Annotated in this window: 16 protein-coding genes, 29 tRNA genes, 3 rRNA genes and 2 pseudogenes; 6 read left to right on the forward strand and 44 right to left on the reverse strand. The window is 38.2% G+C overall.

All coding sequences use genetic code 11. The features are described from left to right. Positions 1-84: 84 nt before the first annotated feature. The 34 genes and pseudogenes from SO785_RS06420 to SO785_RS06585 all read right to left on the reverse strand — a co-directional run bounded on the left by SO785_RS06420 (position 85) and on the right by SO785_RS06585 (position 11,247). Positions 85-169 (reverse strand) — tRNA-Leu (locus SO785_RS06420). Positions 170-206: 37 nt separating this feature from the next. Further along, a tRNA-Cys gene (locus tag SO785_RS06425) sits at positions 207-277 on the reverse strand. A 23-nt stretch (positions 278-300) separates the two neighbouring features. Then, positions 301-372: transfer RNA gene (locus SO785_RS06430), tRNA-Gln, on the reverse strand. Positions 373-379: 7 nt separating this feature from the next. Next, positions 380-452 (reverse strand) — tRNA-His (locus tag SO785_RS06435). A 12-nt stretch (positions 453-464) separates the two neighbouring features. Beyond that, a tRNA-Trp gene (locus SO785_RS06440) sits at positions 465-535 on the reverse strand. Positions 536-539: 4 nt separating this feature from the next. Then, a tRNA-Tyr gene (locus SO785_RS06445) sits at positions 540-621 on the reverse strand. Positions 622-628: 7 nt separating this feature from the next. Continuing rightward, positions 629-701 (reverse strand) — tRNA-Phe (locus SO785_RS06450). Between the two features lie 6 nt (positions 702-707). Further along, a tRNA-Asp gene (locus tag SO785_RS06455) sits at positions 708-781 on the reverse strand. A 3-nt stretch (positions 782-784) separates the two neighbouring features. Continuing rightward, positions 785-858 (reverse strand) — tRNA-Met (locus SO785_RS06460). Between the two features lie 9 nt (positions 859-867). Beyond that, positions 868-954, reverse strand: a tRNA-Ser gene (locus tag SO785_RS06465). Positions 955-990: 36 nt separating this feature from the next. Continuing rightward, positions 991-1,062 (reverse strand) — tRNA-Glu (locus SO785_RS06470). Between the two features lie 210 nt (positions 1,063-1,272). Further along, positions 1,273-4,164, reverse strand: a pseudogene (locus SO785_RS06475) (DEAD/DEAH box helicase). After that, positions 4,164-4,586: a (deoxy)nucleoside triphosphate pyrophosphohydrolase gene (locus SO785_RS06480; protein ID WP_003550121.1), complete on the reverse strand. Its 423-nt coding sequence runs from the start codon at positions 4,584-4,586 to the stop codon at positions 4,164-4,166. The pseudogene SO785_RS06475 and the gene SO785_RS06480 overlap by 1 nt, the downstream one beginning before the upstream one ends. A gap of 170 nt (positions 4,587-4,756) precedes the next feature. After that, positions 4,757-4,846 (reverse strand) — tRNA-Ser (locus SO785_RS06485). A 2-nt stretch (positions 4,847-4,848) separates the two neighbouring features. Beyond that, positions 4,849-4,923, reverse strand: a tRNA-Ile gene (locus SO785_RS06490). Positions 4,924-4,928: 5 nt separating this feature from the next. After that, positions 4,929-4,999: transfer RNA gene (locus tag SO785_RS06495), tRNA-Gly, on the reverse strand. Between the two features lie 19 nt (positions 5,000-5,018). After that, positions 5,019-5,091, reverse strand: a tRNA-Phe gene (locus SO785_RS06500). A gap of 6 nt (positions 5,092-5,097) precedes the next feature. Then, positions 5,098-5,171: transfer RNA gene (locus tag SO785_RS06505), tRNA-Asp, on the reverse strand. Positions 5,172-5,174: 3 nt separating this feature from the next. Next, positions 5,175-5,248, reverse strand: a tRNA-Met gene (locus SO785_RS06510). A 16-nt stretch (positions 5,249-5,264) separates the two neighbouring features. Then, a tRNA-Ile gene (locus SO785_RS06515) sits at positions 5,265-5,338 on the reverse strand. 12 nt (positions 5,339-5,350) lie between these two features. Beyond that, positions 5,351-5,424, reverse strand: a tRNA-Met gene (locus SO785_RS06520). Between the two features lie 30 nt (positions 5,425-5,454). Continuing rightward, positions 5,455-5,528 (reverse strand) — tRNA-Pro (locus SO785_RS06525). Positions 5,529-5,533: 5 nt separating this feature from the next. Further along, positions 5,534-5,607: transfer RNA gene (locus SO785_RS06530), tRNA-Arg, on the reverse strand. A gap of 8 nt (positions 5,608-5,615) precedes the next feature. Then, positions 5,616-5,701: transfer RNA gene (locus SO785_RS06535), tRNA-Leu, on the reverse strand. A gap of 12 nt (positions 5,702-5,713) precedes the next feature. Next, positions 5,714-5,786: transfer RNA gene (locus SO785_RS06540), tRNA-Gly, on the reverse strand. A gap of 10 nt (positions 5,787-5,796) precedes the next feature. Then, positions 5,797-5,869 (reverse strand) — tRNA-Thr (locus SO785_RS06545). 24 nt (positions 5,870-5,893) lie between these two features. After that, positions 5,894-5,975: transfer RNA gene (locus tag SO785_RS06550), tRNA-Leu, on the reverse strand. A 12-nt stretch (positions 5,976-5,987) separates the two neighbouring features. Then, positions 5,988-6,060, reverse strand: a tRNA-Lys gene (locus SO785_RS06555). Between the two features lie 2 nt (positions 6,061-6,062). Then, a tRNA-Val gene (locus tag SO785_RS06560) sits at positions 6,063-6,135 on the reverse strand. A gap of 4 nt (positions 6,136-6,139) precedes the next feature. After that, a 5S ribosomal RNA gene (gene rrf / locus SO785_RS06565) occupies positions 6,140-6,256 on the reverse strand. Positions 6,257-6,325: 69 nt separating this feature from the next. Further along, positions 6,326-9,232: ribosomal RNA gene (locus SO785_RS06570) — 23S ribosomal RNA — on the reverse strand. A 118-nt stretch (positions 9,233-9,350) separates the two neighbouring features. Then, positions 9,351-9,423, reverse strand: a tRNA-Ala gene (locus SO785_RS06575). A 56-nt stretch (positions 9,424-9,479) separates the two neighbouring features. After that, a tRNA-Ile gene (locus tag SO785_RS06580) sits at positions 9,480-9,554 on the reverse strand. A 129-nt stretch (positions 9,555-9,683) separates the two neighbouring features. Further along, a 16S ribosomal RNA gene (locus SO785_RS06585) occupies positions 9,684-11,247 on the reverse strand. Together the 16S, 23S and 5S rRNA genes with 18 tRNA genes alongside form the textbook arrangement of a ribosomal RNA operon. A gap of 612 nt (positions 11,248-11,859) precedes the next feature. Between SO785_RS06585 and SO785_RS06590 the strand changes: the two genes are divergently transcribed. Beyond that, a complete protein-coding gene (locus tag SO785_RS06590) occupies positions 11,860-12,744 on the forward strand; it encodes an NAD(P)/FAD-dependent oxidoreductase (protein WP_003549230.1) in 885 nt (294 codons plus the stop codon). A gap of 9 nt (positions 12,745-12,753) precedes the next feature. Beyond that, entirely contained in the window at positions 12,754-13,404 is a 651-nt protein-coding gene (locus tag SO785_RS06595) for a VTT domain-containing protein (protein WP_003549229.1), read from the forward strand. A gap of 9 nt (positions 13,405-13,413) precedes the next feature. Here SO785_RS06595 and SO785_RS06600 read toward each other — a convergent pair whose 3' ends face one another. The 5 genes and pseudogenes from SO785_RS06600 to SO785_RS06620 all read right to left on the reverse strand — a co-directional run bounded on the left by SO785_RS06600 (position 13,414) and on the right by SO785_RS06620 (position 17,113). Beyond that, positions 13,414-14,022, reverse strand: coding sequence for a TIGR01906 family membrane protein (locus SO785_RS06600; RefSeq protein ID WP_011254154.1), 609 nt, complete (start codon positions 14,020-14,022; stop codon positions 13,414-13,416). Next, a complete protein-coding gene (locus SO785_RS06605; protein WP_003549224.1) occupies positions 14,019-14,795 on the reverse strand; it encodes a TIGR01457 family HAD-type hydrolase in 777 nt (258 codons plus the stop codon). Before SO785_RS06605 ends, SO785_RS06600 begins: the two co-directional genes overlap by 4 nt. After that, positions 14,795-15,402: pseudogene (locus SO785_RS06610) on the reverse strand (YutD family protein). The gene SO785_RS06605 and the pseudogene SO785_RS06610 overlap by 1 nt, the downstream one beginning before the upstream one ends. After that, positions 15,395-16,777, reverse strand: a complete 1,383-nt coding sequence (locus tag SO785_RS06615) for a bifunctional metallophosphatase/5'-nucleotidase (protein ID WP_011254152.1) — start codon at positions 16,775-16,777, stop codon at positions 15,395-15,397. The pseudogene SO785_RS06610 and the gene SO785_RS06615 overlap by 8 nt, the downstream one beginning before the upstream one ends. Before the next feature lie 15 nt (positions 16,778-16,792). Then, positions 16,793-17,113 carry a hypothetical protein gene (locus SO785_RS06620; protein ID WP_015613308.1) on the reverse strand — a complete coding sequence of 107 codons (321 nt, stop codon included), beginning with the start codon at positions 17,111-17,113 and terminating at the stop codon, positions 16,793-16,795. A gap of 98 nt (positions 17,114-17,211) precedes the next feature. Between SO785_RS06620 and SO785_RS06625 the strand changes: the two genes are divergently transcribed. Then, positions 17,212-18,579, forward strand: a complete 1,368-nt coding sequence (locus SO785_RS06625) for a glycerophosphodiester phosphodiesterase (RefSeq protein ID WP_003549215.1) — start codon at positions 17,212-17,214, stop codon at positions 18,577-18,579. A 34-nt stretch (positions 18,580-18,613) separates the two neighbouring features. Here SO785_RS06625 and SO785_RS06630 read toward each other — a convergent pair whose 3' ends face one another. Further along, positions 18,614-19,615, reverse strand: coding sequence for a substrate-binding domain-containing protein (locus SO785_RS06630; RefSeq protein WP_003549214.1), 1,002 nt, complete (start codon positions 19,613-19,615; stop codon positions 18,614-18,616). A gap of 144 nt (positions 19,616-19,759) precedes the next feature. Between SO785_RS06630 and SO785_RS06635 the strand changes: the two genes are divergently transcribed. Continuing rightward, positions 19,760-20,866 carry an aminopeptidase P family protein gene (locus SO785_RS06635; protein WP_003549213.1) on the forward strand — a complete coding sequence of 369 codons (1,107 nt, stop codon included), beginning with the start codon at positions 19,760-19,762 and terminating at the stop codon, positions 20,864-20,866. 52 nt (positions 20,867-20,918) lie between these two features. Here the strand turns inward: SO785_RS06635 and SO785_RS06640 are convergent, their stop codons facing one another. Both SO785_RS06640 and SO785_RS06645 read right to left on the reverse strand, forming a co-directional pair. After that, a complete protein-coding gene (locus SO785_RS06640; RefSeq protein ID WP_003549212.1) occupies positions 20,919-21,287 on the reverse strand; it encodes a hypothetical protein in 369 nt (122 codons plus the stop codon). 17 nt (positions 21,288-21,304) lie between these two features. Next, complete coding sequence (locus SO785_RS06645; RefSeq protein WP_003549209.1) at positions 21,305-21,730, reverse strand: DUF948 domain-containing protein; 426 nt, start codon at positions 21,728-21,730, stop codon at positions 21,305-21,307. 106 nt (positions 21,731-21,836) lie between these two features. Here SO785_RS06645 and SO785_RS06650 point away from each other — a divergent pair, with 106 nt between their 5' ends. Next, positions 21,837-22,688 carry a mechanosensitive ion channel family protein gene (locus tag SO785_RS06650; RefSeq protein WP_021721271.1) on the forward strand — a complete coding sequence of 284 codons (852 nt, stop codon included), beginning with the start codon at positions 21,837-21,839 and terminating at the stop codon, positions 22,686-22,688. A gap of 36 nt (positions 22,689-22,724) precedes the next feature. Here SO785_RS06650 and SO785_RS06655 read toward each other — a convergent pair whose 3' ends face one another. Together SO785_RS06655 and murI are read right to left on the reverse strand one after the other, a co-directional pair. After that, positions 22,725-23,345 carry an XTP/dITP diphosphatase gene (locus SO785_RS06655; protein WP_003549206.1) on the reverse strand — a complete coding sequence of 207 codons (621 nt, stop codon included), beginning with the start codon at positions 23,343-23,345 and terminating at the stop codon, positions 22,725-22,727. Next, a complete protein-coding gene (gene murI / locus SO785_RS06660; protein ID WP_003549203.1) occupies positions 23,345-24,148 on the reverse strand; it encodes a glutamate racemase in 804 nt (267 codons plus the stop codon). Before murI ends, SO785_RS06655 begins: the two co-directional genes overlap by 1 nt. 77 nt (positions 24,149-24,225) lie before the next feature. On the opposite strand from murI, the gene SO785_RS06665 reads away from it, so the two are divergent. Further along, complete coding sequence (locus tag SO785_RS06665; protein ID WP_003549202.1) at positions 24,226-24,648, forward strand: YslB family protein; 423 nt, start codon at positions 24,226-24,228, stop codon at positions 24,646-24,648. Positions 24,649-24,670: the final 22 nt, after the last annotated feature.

A 24,670-nucleotide genomic window follows, 5' to 3' on the forward strand; every position in this document is an offset into this window, starting at 1 on the left:
ACTTAAATTATGTGCAATTTATAATACGAATATTAATAAAGATACAAAAAAAGCGATCCACAACTTGGATCGCTTTATAAAAAATAGCGGTGATCGGGGTCGAACCGATACGTCCAAAATGGACACCAGATTTTGAGTCTGACGCGTCTGCCAATTCCGCCACACCGCCATAATATTAAATTGTATGATCAACATTCTTGTTGATAAGGCGGAGGTCGGATTCGAACCGACGATTAAGGTTTTGCAGACCTCTGCCTTACCACTTGGCTACACCGCCATATGTTATCAAATTATTTAGAATTGGGATAGCTGGATTCGAACCAGCGCATGTTAGAGTCAAAGTCTAATGCCTTACCACTTGGCTATATCCCAATACTAGGGCGGAATATGGGATTCGAACCCATGTATGCCGGATCCACAAACCGGTGTGTTAACCCCTTCACCAATTCCGCCATTCAAGGTAACAGGGATAGTAGGAATTGAACCCACACTAGCGGTTTTGGAGACCGATGTACTACCTTTATACGATATCCCTATTATGGAGGAGGGTGGATTCGAACCGCCGAACTCAGAGAGAGCGGTTTTACAGACCGCCGCGTTTAGCCACTTCGCTACTCCTCCAGCTTGATGGCGCGGGACGGAATCGAACCGCCGACACAAGGAGCTTCAATCCTTTGCTCTACCAACTGAGCTACCGAGCCATCTTACGGTCCATGTGGGATTTGAACCCACGATCTCCTCCGTGACAGGGAGGCGAGATAAACCACTGCTCCAATGGACCAAATTGCGGGAGCTGGATTTGAACCAACGACCTTCGGGTTATGAGCCCGACGAGCTACCAGACTGCTCCATCCCGCGATATTATTAAGGAGGATGTGGGATTTGAACCCACGCGCGGCATAACCGCCTAACGGTTTTCAAAACCGTCCCCTTAAGCCACTTGGGTAATCCTCCATTGCTTAATACCAAAAAAATTCAATTATTGGCAAATGACCCGTACGGGATTTGAACCCATGTTACGGCCGTGAAAGGGCCGTGTCTTAACCACTTGACCAACGGGTCATGTCTCTTAATTAAGAGCACCTAATTATAATAACTAAATCAGTTTTAAAAGTCAAGAACTTTTTTTAACTTTTTAAAACTTAATTATTCAGGTGACATCTCAATCACAACGTATTTAATAATACTGGATAATCTAATAAAATGCAAGTACTTTTTTTATTTTTTTCGTAATAACATGAAAATGCGTTGTACATAGAGACATTATATTTTCTAATACTTCATCTTTGTCAGCATATAATATGTATTAATATCAACTGACTTCTCTAATTTCAAGTTTATAGAAACAACCGGAACTAATTTAGAATTATTGTTTTTATCAATTTTTTTCATTTCTTTTTGTCTAAATGACTCTTTCTGTGGTTGACAAGTCCCTAAATAGATAAAACTTTTACCATCATCATCTGATTTTTTCACAAACAGATGAAAAGCTATCTTATCATCCTTGAAACTCTGGATTTCTTTACTATTTAATTTTCGTGGATATTTTGAATACATATTAATAATTGACTAATTTATAAATCGATCTTGATATGCCAGTGCATCATTCTTTTTGTTATAAGTAATGAAAATCGCACAATTTTTCTTATCATAGTCAAACTTATAGCCACCAATATTTTGACCCGGAACAATTTTATCCCAATTTAGTAAACGATTCGCATCCATTCGAGTATATCTTTCATTGATAGTAAAAATCTTATCAGAATCATACTTTTTAGAACGAAGTAAACCAGTTTTAATTGCATCCCTAAAAAGCGTATAAAAATTCTTATCTCTTAGTTCTTTTCTTACCTTTTCGTTTAAAAAATATTTTTTATTTTTGTGCTCAACAATACTTTCACCGCCATAAGTCACTTTATTGGGCAAAGATTTTCTAATGAAAAATGATAACGATAATATTTCATCCACTGATTTAAGAATATTATTGGAAATCAAACAGTGATTTTCTTTTAAAATAGCTAAATATTCGTATTCCTTAACTTTATTTTGCTCTAAAAGCATATCCAACAGTAAAAGTTCATGCTTTCGCTTACCATTTGCTAAAACAACAGTTAAGAATTCTAATATCTTATTTTGAAAATTAGATACTTGATACTCTGTCTCTCCCATTTCTTGCAAAAAATGACTATAATTCTTATATTTTTCGGCAATAACTTCACAATCAATGGATTCATTTTGCAAATCATACATTAGTGGCACTCTACCAATTTTTCTTTTTTCATTTATGTATTCTTCACGCAGCTTACGCTTTAATGTGAGATTAGAATGATTAATTGACTTATAAATTTGACTCTTAGCTACATTGGTAAAATTAATTAAAGATACACCATAAATTGGTTCAAGATCTAACTTATCACGAACTTGATCACGATTATGTGATTTATCCCCTGTTAAAGCAACAGGAATTAGATAATTGTTATCATAATTACCTACAAAATCTATTACAGTCAGATAATCTTTCCCCTTGTATTTTCTAAGTCCACGTCCTAATTGCTGAACAAAAACAATACTTGATTGGGTATTTCTTAACAAAACAATCTGATTAATACATGGAATATCTACACCTTCATTGAATACATCGACAGTAACAATATATTTAACCTTTCCTTTTTCTAGTTTTTTAACTGCTTTTTCTCGTTCACCAATTGAGTCTGTTCCTGATATTGCAAGCGCTGGACAACCTTTTTCTGTTAGTTTTTCTGCTAAAATTTCAGCTTCTTTTTTACGACTACAAAAAATTAACCCATGTAAAGTTCGACCAGAATAACCATAATAATCCGTTTGTTGTAAAATATAATTTACTCGTTCATCACTTACCAAACGCTTTAAGCTAGTTGCACCATTAATTAATTCATCCTGGTAAATATAATCTTCAACACCATAATAGTGAAACGGACAAAGCATATCTTGATCTAAAGCATTCTGCAATCGTATTTCATAGGCAATATTGTAATCAAAAAGTTTATAAATATTAAAATCATCTGTTCTTTCTGGTGTAGCAGTCATACCTAAACAAAATTGAGGTTGAAAATAGTTAAAAATTTTTAACTCCTGTACTGATCCTAAATGATGTGCCTCATCAAATAAAATATAATCAAAAGCATCTCTCGCAAATTTTTTTAAATTTTCATCTTTGGCTAAAGTCTGGACCGTTGCAAAAATATATTTAGACTTTAAGCCTTCTCGATGATTTCCACTGTATATGCCATAATCAGAGTAGGCACCACCAATAACATCATAAAAACTATTTCTAGATTTTTGTAAAATTTGCTCACGATGAACTACATATAAAAATCTTTTGGGCTTAAATTTCTGAACATCAAAAGCACCAAGATACGTCTTTCCAGTACCAGTCGCCGAAATAATCAATGCTTTATTTTTTCCGTTTTGTCTAAGACTTTGAATCTCACCTAACGCTTCTTTTTGCATTTTGTTTGGTTGTACTTTTAATTTTGATTTATTCTCTGCTATCTGAGGGTCTACTGGCTTATTTCGTTCAAACTGATATTGGTACCACGTAAGCCACTTTTCCGTTAGAGGAGTAGCTTTACGCCATTCATCCTCAATTTGCCAATTAATTTGTTCAGTGATTTCTGCATTATCTGAGGAATTAACATTTAAATTCCACTCATAGTTGCTAATTAATGCACCGGAAGTTAAATTAGAACTTCCAATGATTGCTGTGCGATATCCTTCATGTTCAAACAAATATCCCTTAGCATGAAATGGTAATTCTTTATCAGTTTCTAGATCTCTTTCGTTAAAAATTCTAGTTTCAATATTAGGAACCTTCAGCAAACTTCTAAAAGCTTCTGGCTCATTAAAATAAAGATATGTTGAAGTTAAAACACGACCATGAATTCCTCGCTTGGCTAAGTCTGACAAAATTGTTAAAAATGAAGTAAAACCTCGTTGTGTAATAAATGCTACCGCAAATGTAAATGATTTACAGGTGGCTAATTCCATTTTTAAAACTCGATAAACGTTATCGTTTTGATTATGATTAAGAATAAGCCGAGCGGATAAATTGCCAGTACTTAAAAATCGATCCTTATCAATATAGTTATTTAAAACTGTTGTAGTTAATTCTTTTTCTAAATTCATTAAAATTTTATGTCCTTAAAGTTTGTTTTAGCTAAGTCCTCAACTAATGGTTCATCAGCTGGTGCCCAATTTAAACTTTTAACATCATCAGCTGCTAACCATTCAACTTTACTATGAGCAACAAGATCAAAATTATGAGTTAACATTTGGGCAAAGAAAACCGTCAACTCAACTATTCCAAAGTCATATTCGTAACTTACAGTTTTTCCTAATTGTGGTCCGATCTGAACTTCATCATGAAACTCTTCTTCAAGCTCACGTTTAGCTGCTTCTTGTGGTGTTTCCCCGTTTTCTATTTTCCCACCAGGAAATTCCCACATTCCTCCTACCAAACGATCACTATCACGTTTTCCAGCTAAAACCTTATTTTTATCCTGATCTATGATAGCTACTGCCGCAACCTTAATAATTCTCTTTACCATTTTTTCTCCTCAATATTTTTAGTTTTATTTTACACTAACTAATCTATTAACAACCAAAATCCTAAATTATACAAAAAAGATCTAACCTAGTTATATGTCTAAGTTAGATCTTTATATATACTTAATTTAAAAAAACAAAAAAGCTCGATAAACGAGCTTTATATATACTACGGAGACTGAGAGATTCGAACCCTCGCACCGGAATAACCCGATCTACACCCTTAGCAGGGGCGCCTCTTCAGCCACTTGAGTAAGTCTCCAATGGGCCTAAATGGACTTGAACCATCGACCTCACGCTTATCAGGCGTGCGCTCTAAACCAGCTGAGCTATAGGCCCATATAAGCGGGTAACGAGAATCGGACTCGCGACTAAAGCTTGGAAGGCTTTCGTTTTACCACTAAACTATACCCGCACCTAATATAAAAAATGAATGGCGCGGGACGGAATCGAACCGCCGACACAAGGAGCTTCAATCCTTTGCTCTACCAACTGAGCTACCGAGCCATCTTACGGTCCATGTGGGATTTGAACCCACGATCTCCTCCGTGACAGGGAGGCGAGATAAACCACTGCTCCAATGGACCAAATTGCGGGAGCTGGATTTGAACCAACGACCTTCGGGTTATGAGCCCGACGAGCTACCAGACTGCTCCATCCCGCGATATTATTATAATTAATGGACCTTGTAGGACTCGAACCTACGACAAGACGGTTATGAGCCGTCTGCTCTAACCAACTGAGCTAAAGGTCCAAGCTTACAATATAGCGGCGGGGGGGATCGAACCCTCGACCTCCCGGGTATGAACCGGACGCTCTAGCCAGCTGAGCTACACCGCCAAAATGTAACCAATCACCACTAGATTACAATCGGGAAAACAGGATTCGAACCTGCGACCCCCTGGTCCCAAACCAGGTGCTCTACCAAACTGAGCCATTTCCCGTTATATGCGCCCTGAAGGATTTGAACCTTCAACCTTCTGATTCGTAGTCAGACACTCTATCCAGTTGCGCTAAGGGCGCATCATCAATGCCGGGGATCGGAGTCGAACCGATACGGTTGAAACCAACCGCGGGATTTTAAGTCCCGTGCGTCTACCAATTCCGCCACTCCGGCGTGTTTGATGAAAGCGGAAGACGGGATTCGAACCCGCGACCCCCCACCATGGCAAGGTGATGTTCTACCACTGAACTACTTCCGCAAAATATAAATGCCGATTATACGACTTGAACGTACGACCCCCTGTTTACAAGACAGATGCTCTACCAACTGAGCTAAATCGGCAATATGTCAACATGTGGTTGGCAATACGGGTGGTGGGACTTGAACCCACACGTCCGAAAACACTAGAACCTAAATCTAGCGCGTCTGCCAATTCCGCCACACCCGCAAATTAGGGTCATGAGCCGTGAGGGACTTGAACCCTCGACCCACGGATTAAAAGTCCGTTGCTCTACCAACTGAGCTAACGACTCGATGGAGGATACAGGGCTCGAACCTGTGACCTCCTGCTTGTAAGGCAGATGCTCTCCCAGCTGAGCTAATCCTCCATGAGCACGGCAGCTTCCTATCCTCGCAGGCAGTTGCCCACCAACTACTTTCGGCGTTAAGAAGCTTAACTTCTGTGTTCGGCATGGGAACAGGTGTATCCTTCTTGCTTTCGCCACCGTACTCTTTTGAGCTACTACGCTCAAAACTAAACATAATCTCTCGCAAAAAACCTTACAGTTTGCTTCGCTTTTGGTCAAGTCCTCGACTGATTAGTACTGGTCCGCTCCATTCTTCACAGAACTTCCACTCCCAGCCTATCTACCTCATCGTCTTTGAGGTGTCTTACTGCTATTGCAAAGGAAATCTCATCTTGAGGGGGGGCTTCGCACTTAGATGCTTTCAGCGCTTATCCCTTCCGCACATAGCTACCCAGCGATGCTCCTGGCGGAACAACTGGTACACCAGCGGTGCGTCCATCCCGGTCCTCTCGTACTAAGGACAGCTCCTCTCAAATTTCCTACGCCCACGACGGATAGGGACCGAACTGTCTCACGACGTTCTGAACCCAGCTCGCGTGCCGCTTTAATGGGCGAACAGCCCAACCCTTGGGACCGACTTCAGCCCCAGGATGCGACGAGCCGACATCGAGGTGCCAAACCTCCCCGTCGATGTGAACTCTTGGGGGAGATAAGCCTGTTATCCCCAGGGTAGCTTTTATCCGTTGAGTGATGGCCCTTCCATACGGTACCACCAGATCACTAAGTCCGACTTTCGTCCCTGCTCGAGCTGTTTCTCTCGCAGTCAAGCTCCCTTATACCTTTACACTCTGCGAATGATTTCCAACCATTCTGAGGGAACCTTTGAGCGCCTCCGTTACACTTTAGGAGGCGACCGCCCCAGTCAAACTGCCCACCTGACACTGTCCCTGACCTGGCTTACAGGTCGAGGTTAGAGCATCCTTCAAACAAGGGTAGTATCCCAACATTGCCTCCAGCAAAACTAGCGTCCTGCCTTCCTTGGCTCCTACCTATCCTGTACATGTTTAAAAGATACTCAATATCAAGCTACAGTGAAGCTCCATGGGGTCTTTCCGTCCTGTCGCGGGTAACCCGCATCTTCACGGGTATTATAATTTCACCGAGTCTCTCGTTGAGACAGTGCCCAAATCATTACACCTTTCGTGCAGGTCGGAACTTACCCGACAAGGAATTTCGCTACCTTAGGACCGTTATAGTTACGGCCGCCGTTTACTGGGGCTTCAATTCGAACCTTCGCTTTCGCTAAGCTCTCCTCTTAACCTTCCAGCACCGGGCAGGTGTCAGCCTCTATACGTCATCTTACGATTTTGCAGAGACCTGTGTTTTTGATAAACAGTTGTTTGGGCCTATTCACTGCGGCTAACCACTCTCGTGGCCAGCACCCCTTCTTCCGAAGTTACGGGGTCATTTTGCCGAGTTCCTTAACGAGAGTTCTCTCGCTCACCTTAGTGTTCTCCACTCGACTACCTGTGTCGGTTTGCGGTACGGGTGTGTCCTCTCTGGCTAGAAGCTTTTCTTGGCAGTGTGATTACATCACCTTCGCTACTATTACTTCGCTACTCATCACAACTCGTGTTGCTGGTTAGAAGCATTTGACTCTTAACCGCACTTGTTGCTTGAACATCGATCCAGCTCGATGCGTGTTTCACCTCCTGCGTCCCTCCATCGCTCATAACGATTAAACACAGTACAGGAATTTCTACCTGTTATCCATCGACTACGCCTCTCGGCCTTGCCTTAGGTCCCGACTTACCCTGGGCGGACGAGCCTGCCCCAGGAAACCTTAGTCTTTCGGCGGACAGGATTCTCACCTGTCTTTCGCTACTCATACCGGCATTCTCACTTCTAAGCGCTCCAATTATCCTCTCGGTTAACCTTCGCCGCACTTAGAACGCTCTCCTACCACGCATCTTTCGATGCATCCACAGTTTCGGTACTATGCTTAGCCCCGGTAAATTTTCGGCGCAGCGCCACTCGACTAGTGAGCTATTACGCACTCTTTGAATGATGGCTGCTTCTGAGCCAACGTCCTAGTTGTCTACGCAACTCCACATCCTTTTCCACTTAGCATAGATTTGGGGACCTTAACTGGTGATCTGGGCTGTTTCCCTTTCGACTACGGATCTTATCACTCGCAGTCTGACTCCCGTGTATGGATATATGGAATTCGCAGTTTATCTGGATTCAGTAACCCCTGACGGGCCCCTAGTCCAAACAGAGCTCTACCTCCATTATCCTCTCCACGAGGCTAGCCCTAAAGCTATTTCGGAGAGAACCAGCTATCTCCAAGTTCGTTTGGAATTTCACCGCTACCCACAGCTCATCCCCGCAATTTTTAACTTACGTGGGTTCGGCCCTCCAGTGCGTTTTACCACACCTTCAGCCTGGCCATGGGTAGGTCACTTGGTTTCGGGTCTACGTCACCTAACTCTTCGCCCTATTCAGACTCGCTTTCGCTCCGGCTCCGTCTTTTCTGACTTAACCTCGCTAGATAACGTAACTCGCCGGTTCATTCTACAAAAGGCACGCCATCGCACTTTAATGTGCTTTGACTACTTGTAGACACACGGTTTCAGGTTCTCTTTCACTCCCCTTCCGGGGTTCTTTTCACCTTTCCCTCACGGTACTGGTTCACTATCGGTCACTAACTAGTATTTAGCCTTGCGAGATGGTCCTCGCGGCTTCAACCGGGATTCCTCGTGTCCCGGCCTACTCAGGATTCTGCTAGGCGCGCTCGCAATTTCGCTTACGGGGCTCTCACCCTCTCTGGCTTACCTTCCCAGATAATTCAACTATCGCTTACGCTACCACTTTGCAGTCCTACAACCCCAAATGATAAATCACTTGGTTTGGGCTCTTTCCTCTTCGCTCGCCGCTACTAAGGAAATCGATTTTTCTTTCTCTTCCTGCAGCTACTTAGATGTTTCAGTTCACTGCGTCTTCCTTTGATTGACTATCTATTCATCAACCAATAATGCATCGCTGCATTGGGTTCCCCCATTCGGACATCTCCGGATCACTGCGTACTTACCGCTCCCCGAAGCTTTTCGTAGTTCGTCACGTCCTTCATCGGCTGTTAGTGCCTAGGCATTCACCGTGCGCCCTTTTCTACTTGACCTTACCCAAGAATTCTCTTCTCGGTCGCTCTACAATCTGTTCTCTTTGATTGTCTCGGTTTTTTGCTTGGATTATATTCAGTTTTCAATGTACTAACTCCTGATTCCTTTCGGAATCAATGGAGGCTAACGGGTTCGAACCGATGACCTCCTGCGTGCAAAGCAGGTGCTCTCCCAACTGAGCTAAGCCCCCAAGTTATTCTTTTTTAAGCCAGACATAACTTTAACTCTTTTTATTCGTTATGTCAATGGGCCTAAATGGACTTGAACCATCGACCTCACGCTTATCAGGCGTGCGCTCTAAACCAGCTGAGCTATAGGCCCGACTAACGCTTGGTATTCCAAATCGCTGAGGTACTACCCTCAAAACTAAACAAAGTTTCTTAGTGTGCTTCCGCTTGCTCTGGATACTTCTCTTAGTATTTCTACTCTCCATATCCTTCGCTTCCTTAGAAAGGAGGTGATCCAGCCGCAGGTTCTCCTACGGCTACCTTGTTACGACTTCACCCCAGTCATCTGCCCTGCCTTAGACGGCTCCTTCCCGAAGGTTAGGCCACCGGCTTTGGGCATTGCAGACTCCCATGGTGTGACGGGCGGTGTGTACAAGGCCCGGGAACGTATTCACCGCGGCGTGCTGATCCGCGATTACTAGCGATTCCAGCTTCGTGCAGTCGAGTTGCAGACTGCAGTCCGAACTGAGAACAGCTTTAAGAGATTCGCTTGCCTTCGCAGGCTTGCTCCTCGTTGTACTGTCCATTGTAGCACGTGTGTAGCCCAGGTCATAAGGGGCATGATGACTTGACGTCATCCCCACCTTCCTCCGGTTTGTCACCGGCAGTCTCATTAGAGTGCCCAACTTAATGCTGGCAACTAATGACAAGGGTTGCGCTCGTTGCGGGACTTAACCCAACATCTCACGACACGAGCTGACGACAGCCATGCACCACCTGTCTTAGTGTCCCCGAAGGGAACTCCGTATCTCTACGGATTGCACTAGATGTCAAGACCTGGTAAGGTTCTTCGCGTTGCTTCGAATTAAACCACATGCTCCACCGCTTGTGCGGGCCCCCGTCAATTCCTTTGAGTTTCAACCTTGCGGTCGTACTCCCCAGGCGGAGTGCTTAATGCGTTAGCTGCAGCACTGAGAGGCGGAAACCTCCCAACACTTAGCACTCATCGTTTACGGCATGGACTACCAGGGTATCTAATCCTGTTCGCTACCCATGCTTTCGAGCCTCAGCGTCAGTTGCAGACCAGAGAGCCGCCTTCGCCACTGGTGTTCTTCCATATATCTACGCATTCCACCGCTACACATGGAGTTCCACTCTCCTCTTCTGCACTCAAGAAAAACAGTTTCCGATGCAGTTCCTCGGTTAAGCCGAGGGCTTTCACATCAGACTTATTCTTCCGCCTGCGCTCGCTTTACGCCCAATAAATCCGGACAACGCTTGCCACCTACGTATTACCGCGGCTGCTGGCACGTAGTTAGCCGTGACTTTCTGGTTGATTACCGTCAAATAAAGGCCAGTTACTACCTCTATCCTTCTTCACCAACAACAGAGCTTTACGATCCGAAAACCTTCTTCACTCACGCGGCGTTGCTCCATCAGACTTTCGTCCATTGTGGAAGATTCCCTACTGCTGCCTCCCGTAGGAGTTTGGGCCGTGTCTCAGTCCCAATGTGGCCGATCAGTCTCTCAACTCGGCTATGCATCATTGCCTTGGTAGGCCGTTACCCTACCAACTAGCTAATGCACCGCGGGGCCATCCCATAGCGACAGCTTACGCCGCCTTTTATAAGCTGATCATGCGATCTGCTTTCTTATCCGGTATTAGCACCTGTTTCCAAGTGGTATCCCAGACTATGGGGCAGGTTCCCCACGTGTTACTCACCCATCCGCCGCTCGCGTTCCCAACGTCATCACCGAAGTGAATCTGTTGGTTCAGCTCGCTCGACTTGCATGTATTAGGCACGCCGCCAGCGTTCGTCCTGAGCCAGGATCAAACTCTCGTTTTTAAAAAGTTTGAATGATTGCTCATTCGATTATTTAAGATCTTTGTCTCAAATTTATTGCTTGCGAATTGACTTCGCTTCTTGTTTGGGTTTTTACACCCGCACACTTTTAGCGAAACTTTGTTCAGTTTTCAAAGTACTACCTCTGTCCGGTTAAACCAGACAGCTTTTATATTTTATCAAACCCTCAAGCTCTTGTCAAGAACTTTTTCGAATTTGTTTTTTGTCGCTTTCGCTTTCGCTTGACGACATTTAAATATGTTACCAGCTTTTCTTTCGCTTTGCAAGTACTTTTTTTATTTTTTCTTTGCTTGGCTTTTTATTCTGCTGTCTTCGTCTCTTCTCTCGAAGCGACTTTATTAATATATAATACTTAAATCTCAATTGCAAGTATTTTTTCAATTAATTTTTAAGCATACATCACGTAAAAACGCGACTTCAATAATATACCCTATTTATGGCTACTAGACAAGCATAAATTTAAAATGATTATTGTATTGATTCGTGTTAAAGTTGATACATCAACATTTATAGGGGGTTTTTAAAATTAAAAAAATTGATCTGGCTATTATTGGTGGGGGACCTATTGGATTATTTGCAGCCCACTTTGCTCATTTGCATGGGTTAAATACTATAGTTTTTGATTCATTATCTGAAGTCGGTGGACAGCCACAGATGCTATATCCTTTTAAGCAAATTAACGATATTCCTGCATATAATTCAATTAGTGGAACAGATTTAATTCAAAAGCTAAAACACGATATCAAAAATGAAACTGAAATTATTACCAATCATAAAGTTGTAGATGTAACTAAACAAAGCGATGGATTTATCATTGATAATATAATTTATGCACGCAGCATTATCATTGCAACAGGTGCCGGTGCTTTTAAGCCTAAGGAATTACCTCTAAAAATCAGCGATGAAATAAAAGAAAAAATTCATTATTTTGTTAAAGATCCTAGTCAATTTAAAAATCAAACTATTGGTGTTTTCGGTGGCGGCGATTCAGCACTAGATTTAGCTCTTGAAGTAGCAAAATATGCGAATGTTAAACTTATTCACCGTAGAGACCAATTTCGCGGTCTTGAATCAAACGTAAAAAAATTAAAATCTTTAAAAAACGTTGAAATTCTAACACCGTATCTTCCTAAAAAAATTGAATTGATCAATAATCAATTAGACATTAGTCTTAAAAAAATGGGTGTTGAGCAATTAAGAAACGTACAATTAGATCAAATTGTTGTAGCTTATGGTTTTAGAGCAAATAATAGATTTGCTAAAAAATGGGGTATCAATTTAGAGCAATCAAATATTCCCGTAGATCCAACTATGAAGACAAATATCGATGGGATTTATGCTGCTGGAGACGTAGTTACTTATCCCGGACGTGTTCCCTTGATAGCTTTAGGATTTGGTGAGGCCCAAATTGCAATTACATCTATCATGCGCAATCTTTTCCCAGAAAAAAGCTTAACAATCCATTCAACTAGCATTTAGGAGAATATTATGGCTTTAATTGATTTTATTTTACACATTGATGATCACTTAGTTACGATCGTTAATCAATTTGGCGGATGGTCTTATTTAATTCTTTTCGCTATCATTTTTATTGAAACTGGATTGGTAGTTTTTCCATTTTTGCCCGGAGATTCTCTTATCTTCGCAGCAAGCGCTATGGCCGCCAACTCTAGATATGGTTTAAATATTTGGTTTATTTATTTTGTAGTAGCAATCGCAGCAATAGTCGGAGATACTGTTAACTATGAAATTGGTGCCTGGTCTGCCCGAGCCGGAGAGAAACACAATTGGTTTAACAAGTTAATCAATAAAAATAATCGGTTAGCAGCTGAGAAATTTTTCGAGCGCCATGGTCCAATTACAATCGTTATTGGTAGATTCATTCCATTTATTCGTACTTTTGTTCCATTTGTATCTGGCGGAAGCAAAATGCACTATGGAAAATTTATCACCTATAATGTTTTAGGTGGTTTGCTTTGGACTGGTTTATTTACAATCATCGGCTTTTTCTTTGGTAATATTCCATTTGTCAAAGATCACTTCTCAATGATAGTAATAGCAATTATCTTAGTTTCAGTCGTTCCAATTGCAATCGTAGCATTGAAGAAGAAATTATCACTAAAAAAAGAGTTCCATTAGGAACTCTTTTTATTTTCTCAATAATTTTTCTGCAAAATATAATTCATAAATAATTCCGGCTACTGCAAAACAAGAGGCAAAAAAGCCTTCTGTTAAGACATTAATAATTGGATCTGTATTTGGATCAAATAGCCAATCATTATTATTAAATAAAACGTGGTGAAAAATTACAAAAAAACTATCAAAATTGGTAATAGCAAATGGAAAAATAATAATTGGTAATAGCAATAAAATAAGTGCCGCTGATTTATCCAAATTGAGCAGTGCTTTTTTATTTTGCTTTTTAAAAATGAAATGTAACAGTAAACAAATAATGAAAACCAAAATTGTTAAAATAAACAAATTTTTACAGTCTGCAAAATGTTCGGCAGCATTAGGCGAAGTGGGAAAATTATCCATTTTAAGCTTATTTTTTAAAGGCCAGACCAAATATACCATTAGCTGATTATAATTGTGCATAACCTTAAATAAAGACATATGAACGGTCTCATAAGTCTTTTGTACAACCATAAATATAAAAAGAAGTGGCCAACTTGCTAAAATTGCACCGACTACACTACTTGAAAGTGCAAAAAAGAAATGATAAATGATCGAAAAAACATTATCTTTGCTAATCATAATTCAAATTCATCCAAACTATTAACTAAAACAGTAGGTTGACGTTTATTCTGAAGATCTTCTTTTTGAGTAATTCCAGTCAAAGTAAGCAATTGATCTACATCACTATTAAAGCCAGCTTTAATATCTGTATCATAATTATCACCTACAATAAGCGCATCCCTTTTAGAATATCCCATCTTCTCAAGCGCCATATTAACAATAATCGACTCTGGCTTTCCAATATACAAAGGCTCTACACCACTTGCTGCTGCAACAAATGCACACTGAGAGCCATTACCTGGAATTAATTCATCTTCGGCTGGCAAATTCATATCCGCATTTGTTCCAATAAAAGTGGCACCACGTCTAATTGCACGCGAAGCTACACGGACCTTGTGATATGTGAGATCCGTATCCATCCCCACAATAACATAGTCAGGATTTTCTTCATTTAACTCGAATTCCGGATGCTTCAAAAGTTCACTCCATAAACCAATTTGCCCAATAATATATAGGCCAATTTTGGTTTGGCAGTTTTTATTTTGATTCAAAATATAGCTAGCGGTTGCCATGCTTGGAGTATAAACATGCTTTATATCAGTATCTATACCGTGCCCCTTTAACTTATCTACAATCATTTGGGGAGTTCTAGTAGTATTATTAGTTAAAAATAGATAATCTCTTTTTTGTTCGATCAAACGATGAACAAATCTTACTCCTGATTCAACAGTATTTTTCCCCCGATATACTGTTCCATCCAAGTCAATTAAAAATAAGCGGTAATCCTTCACTATTTTCCCTTTCTCTTTTTCTTAATAATAAAAGAATGATGCCGTCCAACTTCTTTTTAACTGCAATCGATTGTTTCTTCTTAAAACGTGTTTGATGAACACGACGTTTTTTAAATGGATTGTTATCTTGACGACGCGACTTCTTACGCTTACGTGAATGAAAACGATCATTTTTAGAATATTCATGATGTTCACGTATTTTTTGTTGCTTTTGATGCTGATAATGATGAACTGGATTAGTCAATTCTAAAACAAAATATGGACTACCCGGATTGCAATACTCCGTTATGTAATCTACAATTGCCAATTCTTTTTTATCAATAGATGTACGTGCTGCATCTTTATAAAAGCCTTTTAAGCGCAAATGTTCACTAGAAACATCTCCAACCAAGTAATCATATTGATCAAGATATGGATCATATTTCTTCTTTAAAGTTTCTATATCAAGCGCATTCCGTTCATTAACAATAACGCTATATAGTTGATCGTTAATTTTTAAGCTTTTTCCATCTTGAACAACACTAGCTAGCGAATGTCGCAACGGCTGTTCTTTTTCAAATTTATTTTCTTTTCCTTGCTCTTCCGCTTTTTTATTTTCTTCAGTCATTAATTTCACTTCTTGCTGGTAAAGGATATTTTTTAGCCAAATAATCACCAACAACTTCACGCAAAAATTGTGGGAATAAAAATTCATTTTCACCAACAATGGCTAAAGTTGGGAAAAACGGTACTAAAACATAATGATCCAAACAGGCAATTCGATATTCACTATCAGGGTTAATTTCTTGACCATTAACATAAACAATTCTTTTACGCATATCAACTTTAATTCCCTTATAGTACATTTGCCCAAAGATTTTTCCTCGAAAACTCATTCCTTGCAAAGGAAAATGATCCAAATAATGGCGATTTTTTTCAATTTCCATTACTAAACGCCATAAATCACTACCTTTAAGAGTTGAACGAACCACATGCATTGGGTGTGGTAATGCATTTTGCAAATCAAATTGTGTCAAAATACCACTTTTAAATGGTGTTAAAAATAAGCCTGAACTCAAAATAGCTAAATCCGTTTTAGCAAAATCCGCAATTGCATCAAGCGATACTTGTACTGCCGCAATTTTATCATCAGCAAATTTTTCAGGGAGTTTTGCTACTTTACGTTCTGATAAAAGCTGCTTTCCTTTTTCATAATAGCCCTTAATAACAGACTCATCTTCCGGCTCTTCTGGCATTGAAGCAGTTGCAACAGTATTAGGTACAATTTTAGTCACATGATGATCTTCTAACTCTACATGAATATCACCTACGTAGTTTCCCCATTTTCCCGTTTGGGTGATCCAAGTGTGATCAACTTTTTCACCCTGTACTATCAAATCGTGACTATGACCACCAACAATTAGATCAATTTGTGGATAATTTTTAGCAAGCCAGCGATCCATCTTAAGTCCAATATGTGTAATCAAAATCAACATGTCATATTGACCGTTAATCTTAGCCAGTTCCTTATCCATTGTGCTTCCTAGCATTTTGACATGCCAATGATTAGGACCATAAGTCATTGGATAGGCAGCGGTTAAGCCAATTAAAGCTATTCGTGTATTCTTTTTTGTAGTTAAAATTTTATGTCCAATTGCCCAATTAGGCATTGATTCATCTTCTTCACGCAAATTTGCCAAAACAGTTGGAAAATCTGCATGATCAAATAAATGCTCAAGTACCCAATGAGGATTAGAAATACCTTCGTTATTACCAATCGTAACCGCAGTATACTTAAATCCATTCATCAATTTAATATTTGCTTGCCCTTCGGTAGCATCAGTTAATGGATGTGAGCGATCCATGAAATCACCTGCATCAAAGGTATAAACTTCATCAACCGAGTTATCGGCTTGGGCCTTTTTTAAATATCGTCCAATTTTAGGAAAATGTTCAAAATGTGAATGAAGATCATTTGTATGTAAAATTCGCAATGTTTCCATTTTTTATGCTGCTTTCTATCCAATCCGATTAGCTTTTAATACCATATTATATGCATCCAAAACTTTTCCTTTAGGCTTATCCCATTCTACCCAATTTGGCTTTTTCCAATCATCTTCATTCGTTAATGTCTGAAGATCATAATTAGCATTAATATACTTTTCGTATTCAATTAATGCGGTAGTACGCGGAATGTTTAGCTGCAATATTCTAACGCTTTTAATGTAACCATGGTCTGCAGCAAGTTCTGCAATCCCATTTTGATCGATATTAGAAATTTCATAATATCGACTACCATCATTTCTTGTAATTTCTTCAATTAAATCCAATTGTTCCATCAAATCACCCTTAAGGAATAACAGAATCATACTATTATAAATAAAATAGAAAAAAATGTGTAACCATGCTATTGTAAATATGCGATAGAGGTGTACACATGAAATTTAAACGCCAAATCTTTTGGATCACTTTTTTAAGCTTAATCTTTTTTATAAACAGTGGCTTCACTGTCGTCGGCCATCGCGGAGATCCTATCAAATATCCTGAAGAAACTATTCAGTCTGATAATTCCGCCTTTAATTCTGGGGCCGACTACGTTGAACTCGATCTTCAACTTTCTAAAGATGGAGTCTTAGTCATCGCCCATGATGACGATCTTTACCGAGTTACGCATACACATGCAATTGTATCACAAAATAATTTTGATACACTTAAACAACTAAGCTACGATAATGGTGAACATGTAATGTCACTTAACGAATTGTTTAAACATTATCAGAATAAGCCAAATACTAAATTTGTTTTAGAAACTAAAATTGACCACAGTCTTAATCCTTCTTATGAACTTGAAGATAAAATCGCACAAGTAGTTAAAGATTATCATATGCAAAAAAGAATTATGATCCATTCTTTTTCTGCAGCCAGCTTATTTCACCTAAGAAAATTAATGCCCGATGCTTACTTGATCTTAATCGTTGGTAGCTTAAAAAGAATTAATTTTAGTATTTTACCACAGGTTAACGCAGTAAATGCTTCTTCAGACATTGTACAAGAGCATCCCTTCTTAATCCATTGGCTCCATAAATTGAATAAACAGTTATATGTTTGGGCAGAAATGGATGAATCACCTGCTCTTTGGCACTGGTTAATCAATCGAAATGTAGATGGAGTAGTTACTAATTTTCCAGCTACAGGTTTTAAATATAAATTAGCTAAAAGTGGTACCAAAAAATATTCAATTACTCAAACTGGAATTTATTTTGGTAAAACTAAAACTGCTACGATGATGAACCCATACATTCGCATTAAAGAAAAAAAGTATGTTTATCCTGGACAGAAATTAAATATAATGTACGGCGTACGAATTGATGATCAGCTCTTTTATCAAATCGCTGAAAAGACTTTTATCTCTGCTCAATTCGTTAACCTTGATCTGCGGGCAAAAGATATTGCACCTTATCAAAATAAAAAAATTTTGGCCAAACCTAATACCAAAGTACGTATTTATAAATTACCTGATAACCAAGCGAAAACTCCAAAATACTTACCAGAAAAAATATTTAAAATTCAAAATTTCAATGGAAGTCCTAAAAATATGTGGATTTATACAAAACTTGGTTGGGTCAAAGCTAAAGACATCTTATTTTATGGTTTCTTTAACAAAAATGATTTTAAGGACTACGATTTGTTGCCACGAGTTAGCCAATATACTAATTTAGCCTTACTACCATATAATCCTAATGAATTAGTTACCTCATCAAGTTATTGGCAAAGGCAAAAAGCTACTAATAAAATTTTATACTAAAAAATGATCAGCCTAATTAGACTGATCATTTTTATTATCTATTTGCAGTACTTTGCTTTTTGACTAATTCATATGGCAATTCAATGTGAGTTTCATCAACTTCTTCATTGTTCATCAGCTTAGTCAACATTCTCATTGCAACAGCTCCCATATCATATAGTGGTTGCTTAATTGTAGTTAAAGCTGGACGAACAACTGAAGCAAGCTGAGTTGCACTAGCAGTCACGATTTCCAAATCTTCTGGAATCTTCTTACCAGCATCCATTGCGGAATTCATAATACCAACGGATGAAATGTCGCGAGTAACAATTACACCATCAATTCCATCTTTAACAAGTTGTGGGTATAAATTATAACCATCTGAATAATCTCTTATTCCTGTATAAATATGTGGCTCACCTAAATTATTTTCTTTAATAAATTCTTGATAAGCAGGAATTCTATTTTCACCGTTAACAACTGCGTCTTCATCTCCAACAACAATTGCTAAATTCTTCTTGCCATCATGCATCATCAAATTCAAAGCTTCTGTATCTGCTTTTTTGTAATCAATTGTAACAGAAGCAAATTCTTCACGATTGTCTTTGGTACCAGCTAAAACAACTGGAGTATCTGTTCGATTGAATGCTTCTGCTGCTTTATCTGGCAAACGGTTTGACATATAAATTACGCCATCAACCTGCTTGTTAAGCAAACTCTGAATAACTTGATCTTCTTTCATCAAGCGATTTTCAATACTTGTAATAATGATGTTGTACTTGTATAAAAGTGCAATATCATCAATTCCTTTAGATAATTCCGCAAAATATAAATTAGTTAAATCTGGGACAATCAAACCAACAGTAGTTGTACGTTTAGAAGCCAAACCTTGTGCTACCGCATTTGGTTGATAGTGTAATCTCTTAATAACTTCTAAAACACGATCACGTGTTTCTTTTCTAACATTATTATTTCCATTAACGACACGAGAAACGGTTGCCATTGAAACCTTTGCTTCTCGAGCTACATCATAGATCGTAACTTCTTGCTTATGCATCTCTTATCTCAGTCCTTCCAAAAAATCCTTCACTTTAATTTATCATTAAGTCTCATTAATTGCAAACGTTTACAGCTTTTCTTTCATTTTTTCATAAAAAAACATGATATACTGACAATAACTTTAAAGAAATGAGGACCGAACATGAACTTAGATAAACTACAACAGTGGTTGCAAGATTCCAATAATGATATTGCATATATCTCCAATCCAATTACAATTTCATACTTTACTGGATATTCAATGGAACCACATGAAAGAATTTTTGCTTTAATTGCGTTTAAAGATGCAGAACCTTTTATCTTCTGCCCTGCTTTAAATGTAGAAGAAGCTAAAGCTTCAGAATGGAATGGTGACGTTGTTGGGTATCTCGACTCAGAAGACCCTTGGCAAATAATCGCAGATAACATCAGAAAGAGAACCAGCGATATTCATAACTGGGCAATTGAGAAAGATGATTTATCTGTAAGTCATTATCAACTTTTACGTGGCGAATTTCCTAATGCCAGTTTAACCAACGATGTTTCACCTTTTATTGAAAGACTTCGTCTTTTCAAGACACCCGAAGAAATTAAGAAATTACAAGGTGCTGGAGCAGAAGCTGACTTTGCCTTTCAAATCGGTTTTGATGCAATCAGAACTGGCGTAACTGAAAGAAGTATCGCTGGACAAATAGATTATCAATTAAAGATTCAAAAAGGCGTAATGCACGAGAGTTTTGAAACTATTGTTCAAGCTGGTAAAAATGCTGCTAACCCACACTTGGGACCAACTATGAATAAAATTCAACCCAATGAATTAGTATTATTCGATTTAGGTACTATGCATGATGGTTACGCATCAGATGCAAGTAGAACTGTAGCTTATGGCACACCTAGCGACAAACAACGTGAAATTTACGAAGTTGATAGAGAAGCTCAGCAAGCAGCTATTGAAGCAGCAAAACCTGGCATTACTGCCGAAGAACTTGACAGTGTTGCTCGTGATATTATTACTAAAGCCGGTTATGGCGAATACTTCATTCACCGTTTAGGTCACGGTATCGGTAAAAATGTTCACGAATTTCCATCAATTGTTCAAGGTAATGATTTAGTAATTCAAGAAGGTATGTGCTTCTCCATCGAACCAGGAATTTACATCCCCGGCTTTGCGGGAGTGCGAATTGAAGATTGTGGGGTTGTAACTAAAGATGGCTTCAAACCATTTACTCACACCGACAAAGAACTTAAAATCTTACCACTTAAAGATTAATCATCGCATAATAAAAAAGACCGACATACGTCGGTCATTTTTATTGATTCAATTAATCTTGTGGAGTTACAGCTGATGACGAATGAGTATCATCTTTTTCTGCATTATTTAAATCATCTACTGATTCTTCAGCATTGTTACCTTCTGCAACATCATCTTTGTTTGAATCATCAATTACGATATCATCGAAATCCTTTAATTCTGAATCATCTTCTACATTCTTAGGGAATGATGCCAATTGATTCTTAACAATTTCTGTACCATTATCGTATTTCTTCTTTAAATCTTGAAGCTTATCGTTATCTTTAATCTTATTCTTTACATCGTCAACTTGCTCGTCACTAACAAGCAATGAACCTGCAAGAAAACCAGCTGCGCATCCAGCTACAGCACCCAATAAGAAACTTGTCAATTTTTTCATAGTGAAATCCTCCTTTTTTAATTTTCACCTCTACGACGTCTGCGTCTTGCAAAAACTGTCGCAGCTATTGAAGAAACAAGACCCGCATGGCTGAGACGATTGCTACTAAAACGTTTAGCGATTTTTTTAGATGAATCGTTCAATTCTGAAACACTTTCACCTAAATCTGCAGCAGCTTTAACCACTGGATCTAACGTCTTCATTTTACCATTAACATCAGTCATAAGGTCATTTGTTTTATCTAATAAATCATTTGTTTGTCGTGTTAATCCATTCATGTCTTCAGTTATCATTTTTAATGATTCATTAGTCGTTTGAATAGCCACACTAGTTTGCTTTAATACCTTTGCGGTCCGTAAAAGCATTGGGATCGTGAATAATACTAAAATCAAAAATGCAATTGCGGCAATTAAGCCAGCCAAAGCACCGTAAGAAATCGTCATATATTACCTCCATATCATCTAAAGAAAGTCTAGCATGAATATACTTTATTCTCAATCCATATATTGTTATTCTTATTAAAACACATTTTTATAGAAAGGACATAATATGAAGATCCCTTCACAACTACACATTCAAAAAATCGAAATTGATTGGAATAAAATTAGCCAAAACCTATTATCAATAATTTGGCAATTAGCAATTACTACCCTTATTTTTTATCTTTTATCACACTTTGGCCATAAAATAATTAATAATTATTTAGCTAAACATAATACATTAAAAAATAAACGTTCAAAAACCATCGCTGCATTAATTAATAGTATTTTTCAATATACTTTAATTTTCTTCTATTTATTTGGAATATTATCAATATTAGGAGTTCCCGTTGGTACGCTTCTTGCTAGTGCCGGTATTTTTTCACTTGCTTTAGGAATGGGAGCACAAGGTTTCGTAAGTGACCTAGTTAACGGTTTCTTTATTTTAAGCGAAGATCAATTTGACGTTGGTGATTTAGTACAAATTGGTACAAGCGTAGGCACTGTAGTTCAATTAGGACTCAGAACTACTAGATTAAAAGGTTCCGATGGCTCAATTATCTACATCCCTAATCGAAATATTACTATTGTACAAAACCTAGCCCATGGTGGTGTGGGACTAGATATTAATTTAGACCTTAGTACTAAAAATGACATTAATAAAGTCGAAACTCTTATCAAAAAATGTAATCAAACTATTCATCCTGAGAAAAAAACGATCATTCAAGGTCCAAGTATCGTAGGCATTACGGGACAAACAGGTCAAAAATTCACCTACTGTGTCCATTTTCAAGTTAAACCAGGTAAAAGTAGCGCTGTTAAGAATTTATATTTAACTAAATATATTGAAATATTGCGAGAAAATGATATCGAATTTGCCGATATACCTAGTCAAATTACTACAATTACTAAGACGAAATAAAAAGAAGTTAGTGAGAAATACTAACTTCTTTTTACTTTATTCAAATTGTTCAAGCCAGGCTGGCAATACTTTAAGTAATTCTCTTACAACATTACCACGGTGCGAAATTTCATTTTTTTCATCAGTAGTCATTTGAGCAAAGGTCTTATCCTTTTTGGGCACAAAGAATAATGGATCATAGCCAAAACCATCGTCGCCTCTAGGTGCTGCTAAAATACGACCAGAACAAGTACCTGAGACAACTAAATCTTTTTCAAATTCTCCCGGCATTGATACTACAATAGTTGTCCAAAACTTAGCAGTTCTTTTTTCATCAGGTATCCCACCTAAATTTGCTAGCAATTTTGCATTATTTTTAGCATCATTATGAGCTTCTCCTGCATAGCGGGCACTTCTTACACCTGGTTCACCATTCAAAGCATCAACCATTAATCCAGAATCATCAGCAATTGTAGGGAGTTTACTATAATCTGCCAATTCATGAGCTTTAATTTTGGCATTCGCTTCAAAAGTCCTTCCACTTTCAATTGGATGTGGTGGATTATCCAGATCACTATTGGTGATTATTTCTACATCAACACCAGCTGTCTTAAAGGCTTCCTTTAGTTCTCTAGCTTTGCCCTTATTGCCAGTAGCAAATAAAATTTTTTGGCTCATTAATAATTCTCCGTATCTACATGCTTAGACGTCAAAGTATCATCGTCCATAAATGTACGAGCTAATTTATCAAACGTTTCTGAATTACCGGTTGTGTAATATTCATGGACTGCTTTTTCACTATCACTAAATAGTCCGTCACGACGCATCACATTAAAAGTATATTGAGCAACTTGATCAGCAGGATCCAAGATAGTTACTTCTTTATTATTAATTGCTTCCTCAAATTCTTTTTGAATCAATGGATAATGTGTGCAACCCAAAACCAACGTATCAAACTCTTTTCCCATTAAAGGAGCTAAGCTTTCTTTTACCACTTTTAAATTAGTAGCATAATCTTTTTGCGCTTCTACTAACGGGGCCAATTTAGGAGCAGCTAATTCTGTTACCTTAATTTCAGGATCACGGAATTTAATTTCTTTTTGATATGCATGAGAAGCAACAGTCACATTAGTTGCCACAACTGCTACATTTTTATTTTTTGTAGTTCTAGCTGCGGCAAGTGCACCTGATTGAATAACCCCAATAATCTGTTGTTCAACTTCTTTTTGCATCGTAGGCATTGCTACAGCAGTTGCTGTATTACAGGCAATAACAATTAATTTCACGTTTTTTTCAAGTAAAAACTTAACTGATCTGCGTGTTAAATTAATAATATCTTCTCGAGTTCTATCGCCATAAGGGATGTGAGCATTATCACCTATAAAAATGGTGGATTCATTAGGTAATTTTTCAATTACCTTTTTTGCAACTGACAGGCCACCAAACCCTGAATCCAGTAGTCCAATTGGACGATTATCCATAATAAAAACCTCTTATTAAGAAAAAAATTATTTTCTACTCCTACTAGTTTACGGTAAAATAAAAAAGAATAAAAGGGATGAACAAGTTTATGACAGAAAATACAGAACACGCTAACGAACACGTATATTTTATTAATCAACTATACCGTGATTTTCTTTTACCAACAATTTTGGGCGATGACAATGCGCCAATTCTTTATTGGGCAGGCAAGAGAATCGCACGACATTATGATCTAGCCAATTTTGAAGATTTATCAGACTTTTTTGCAATGGCTGAATTTGGCAAATTAGAAAAAGTAAAAGAGAGACGTTCTTCAATTACTTTTGAATTAAGTGGTCAAACGGTAGAAGATCGTTTAAATAGTGATAGTAAAGAATTTTCACTTGAAAGTGGTATGATTGCAGAGGCTGTACAAAAAGAAACTGAGCGAGTTACCGAAAGTGAAATTAATATTTTAAAGAAAGAAAAGAAAGTCCAAATCACTGCTAAGTTTAATTAATTTTTAATAAAAAATAAGCTAA

It is taken from the genome of Lactobacillus acidophilus, from assembly GCF_034298135.1.
GTDB lineage: Bacteria > Bacillota > Bacilli > Lactobacillales > Lactobacillaceae > Lactobacillus > Lactobacillus acidophilus.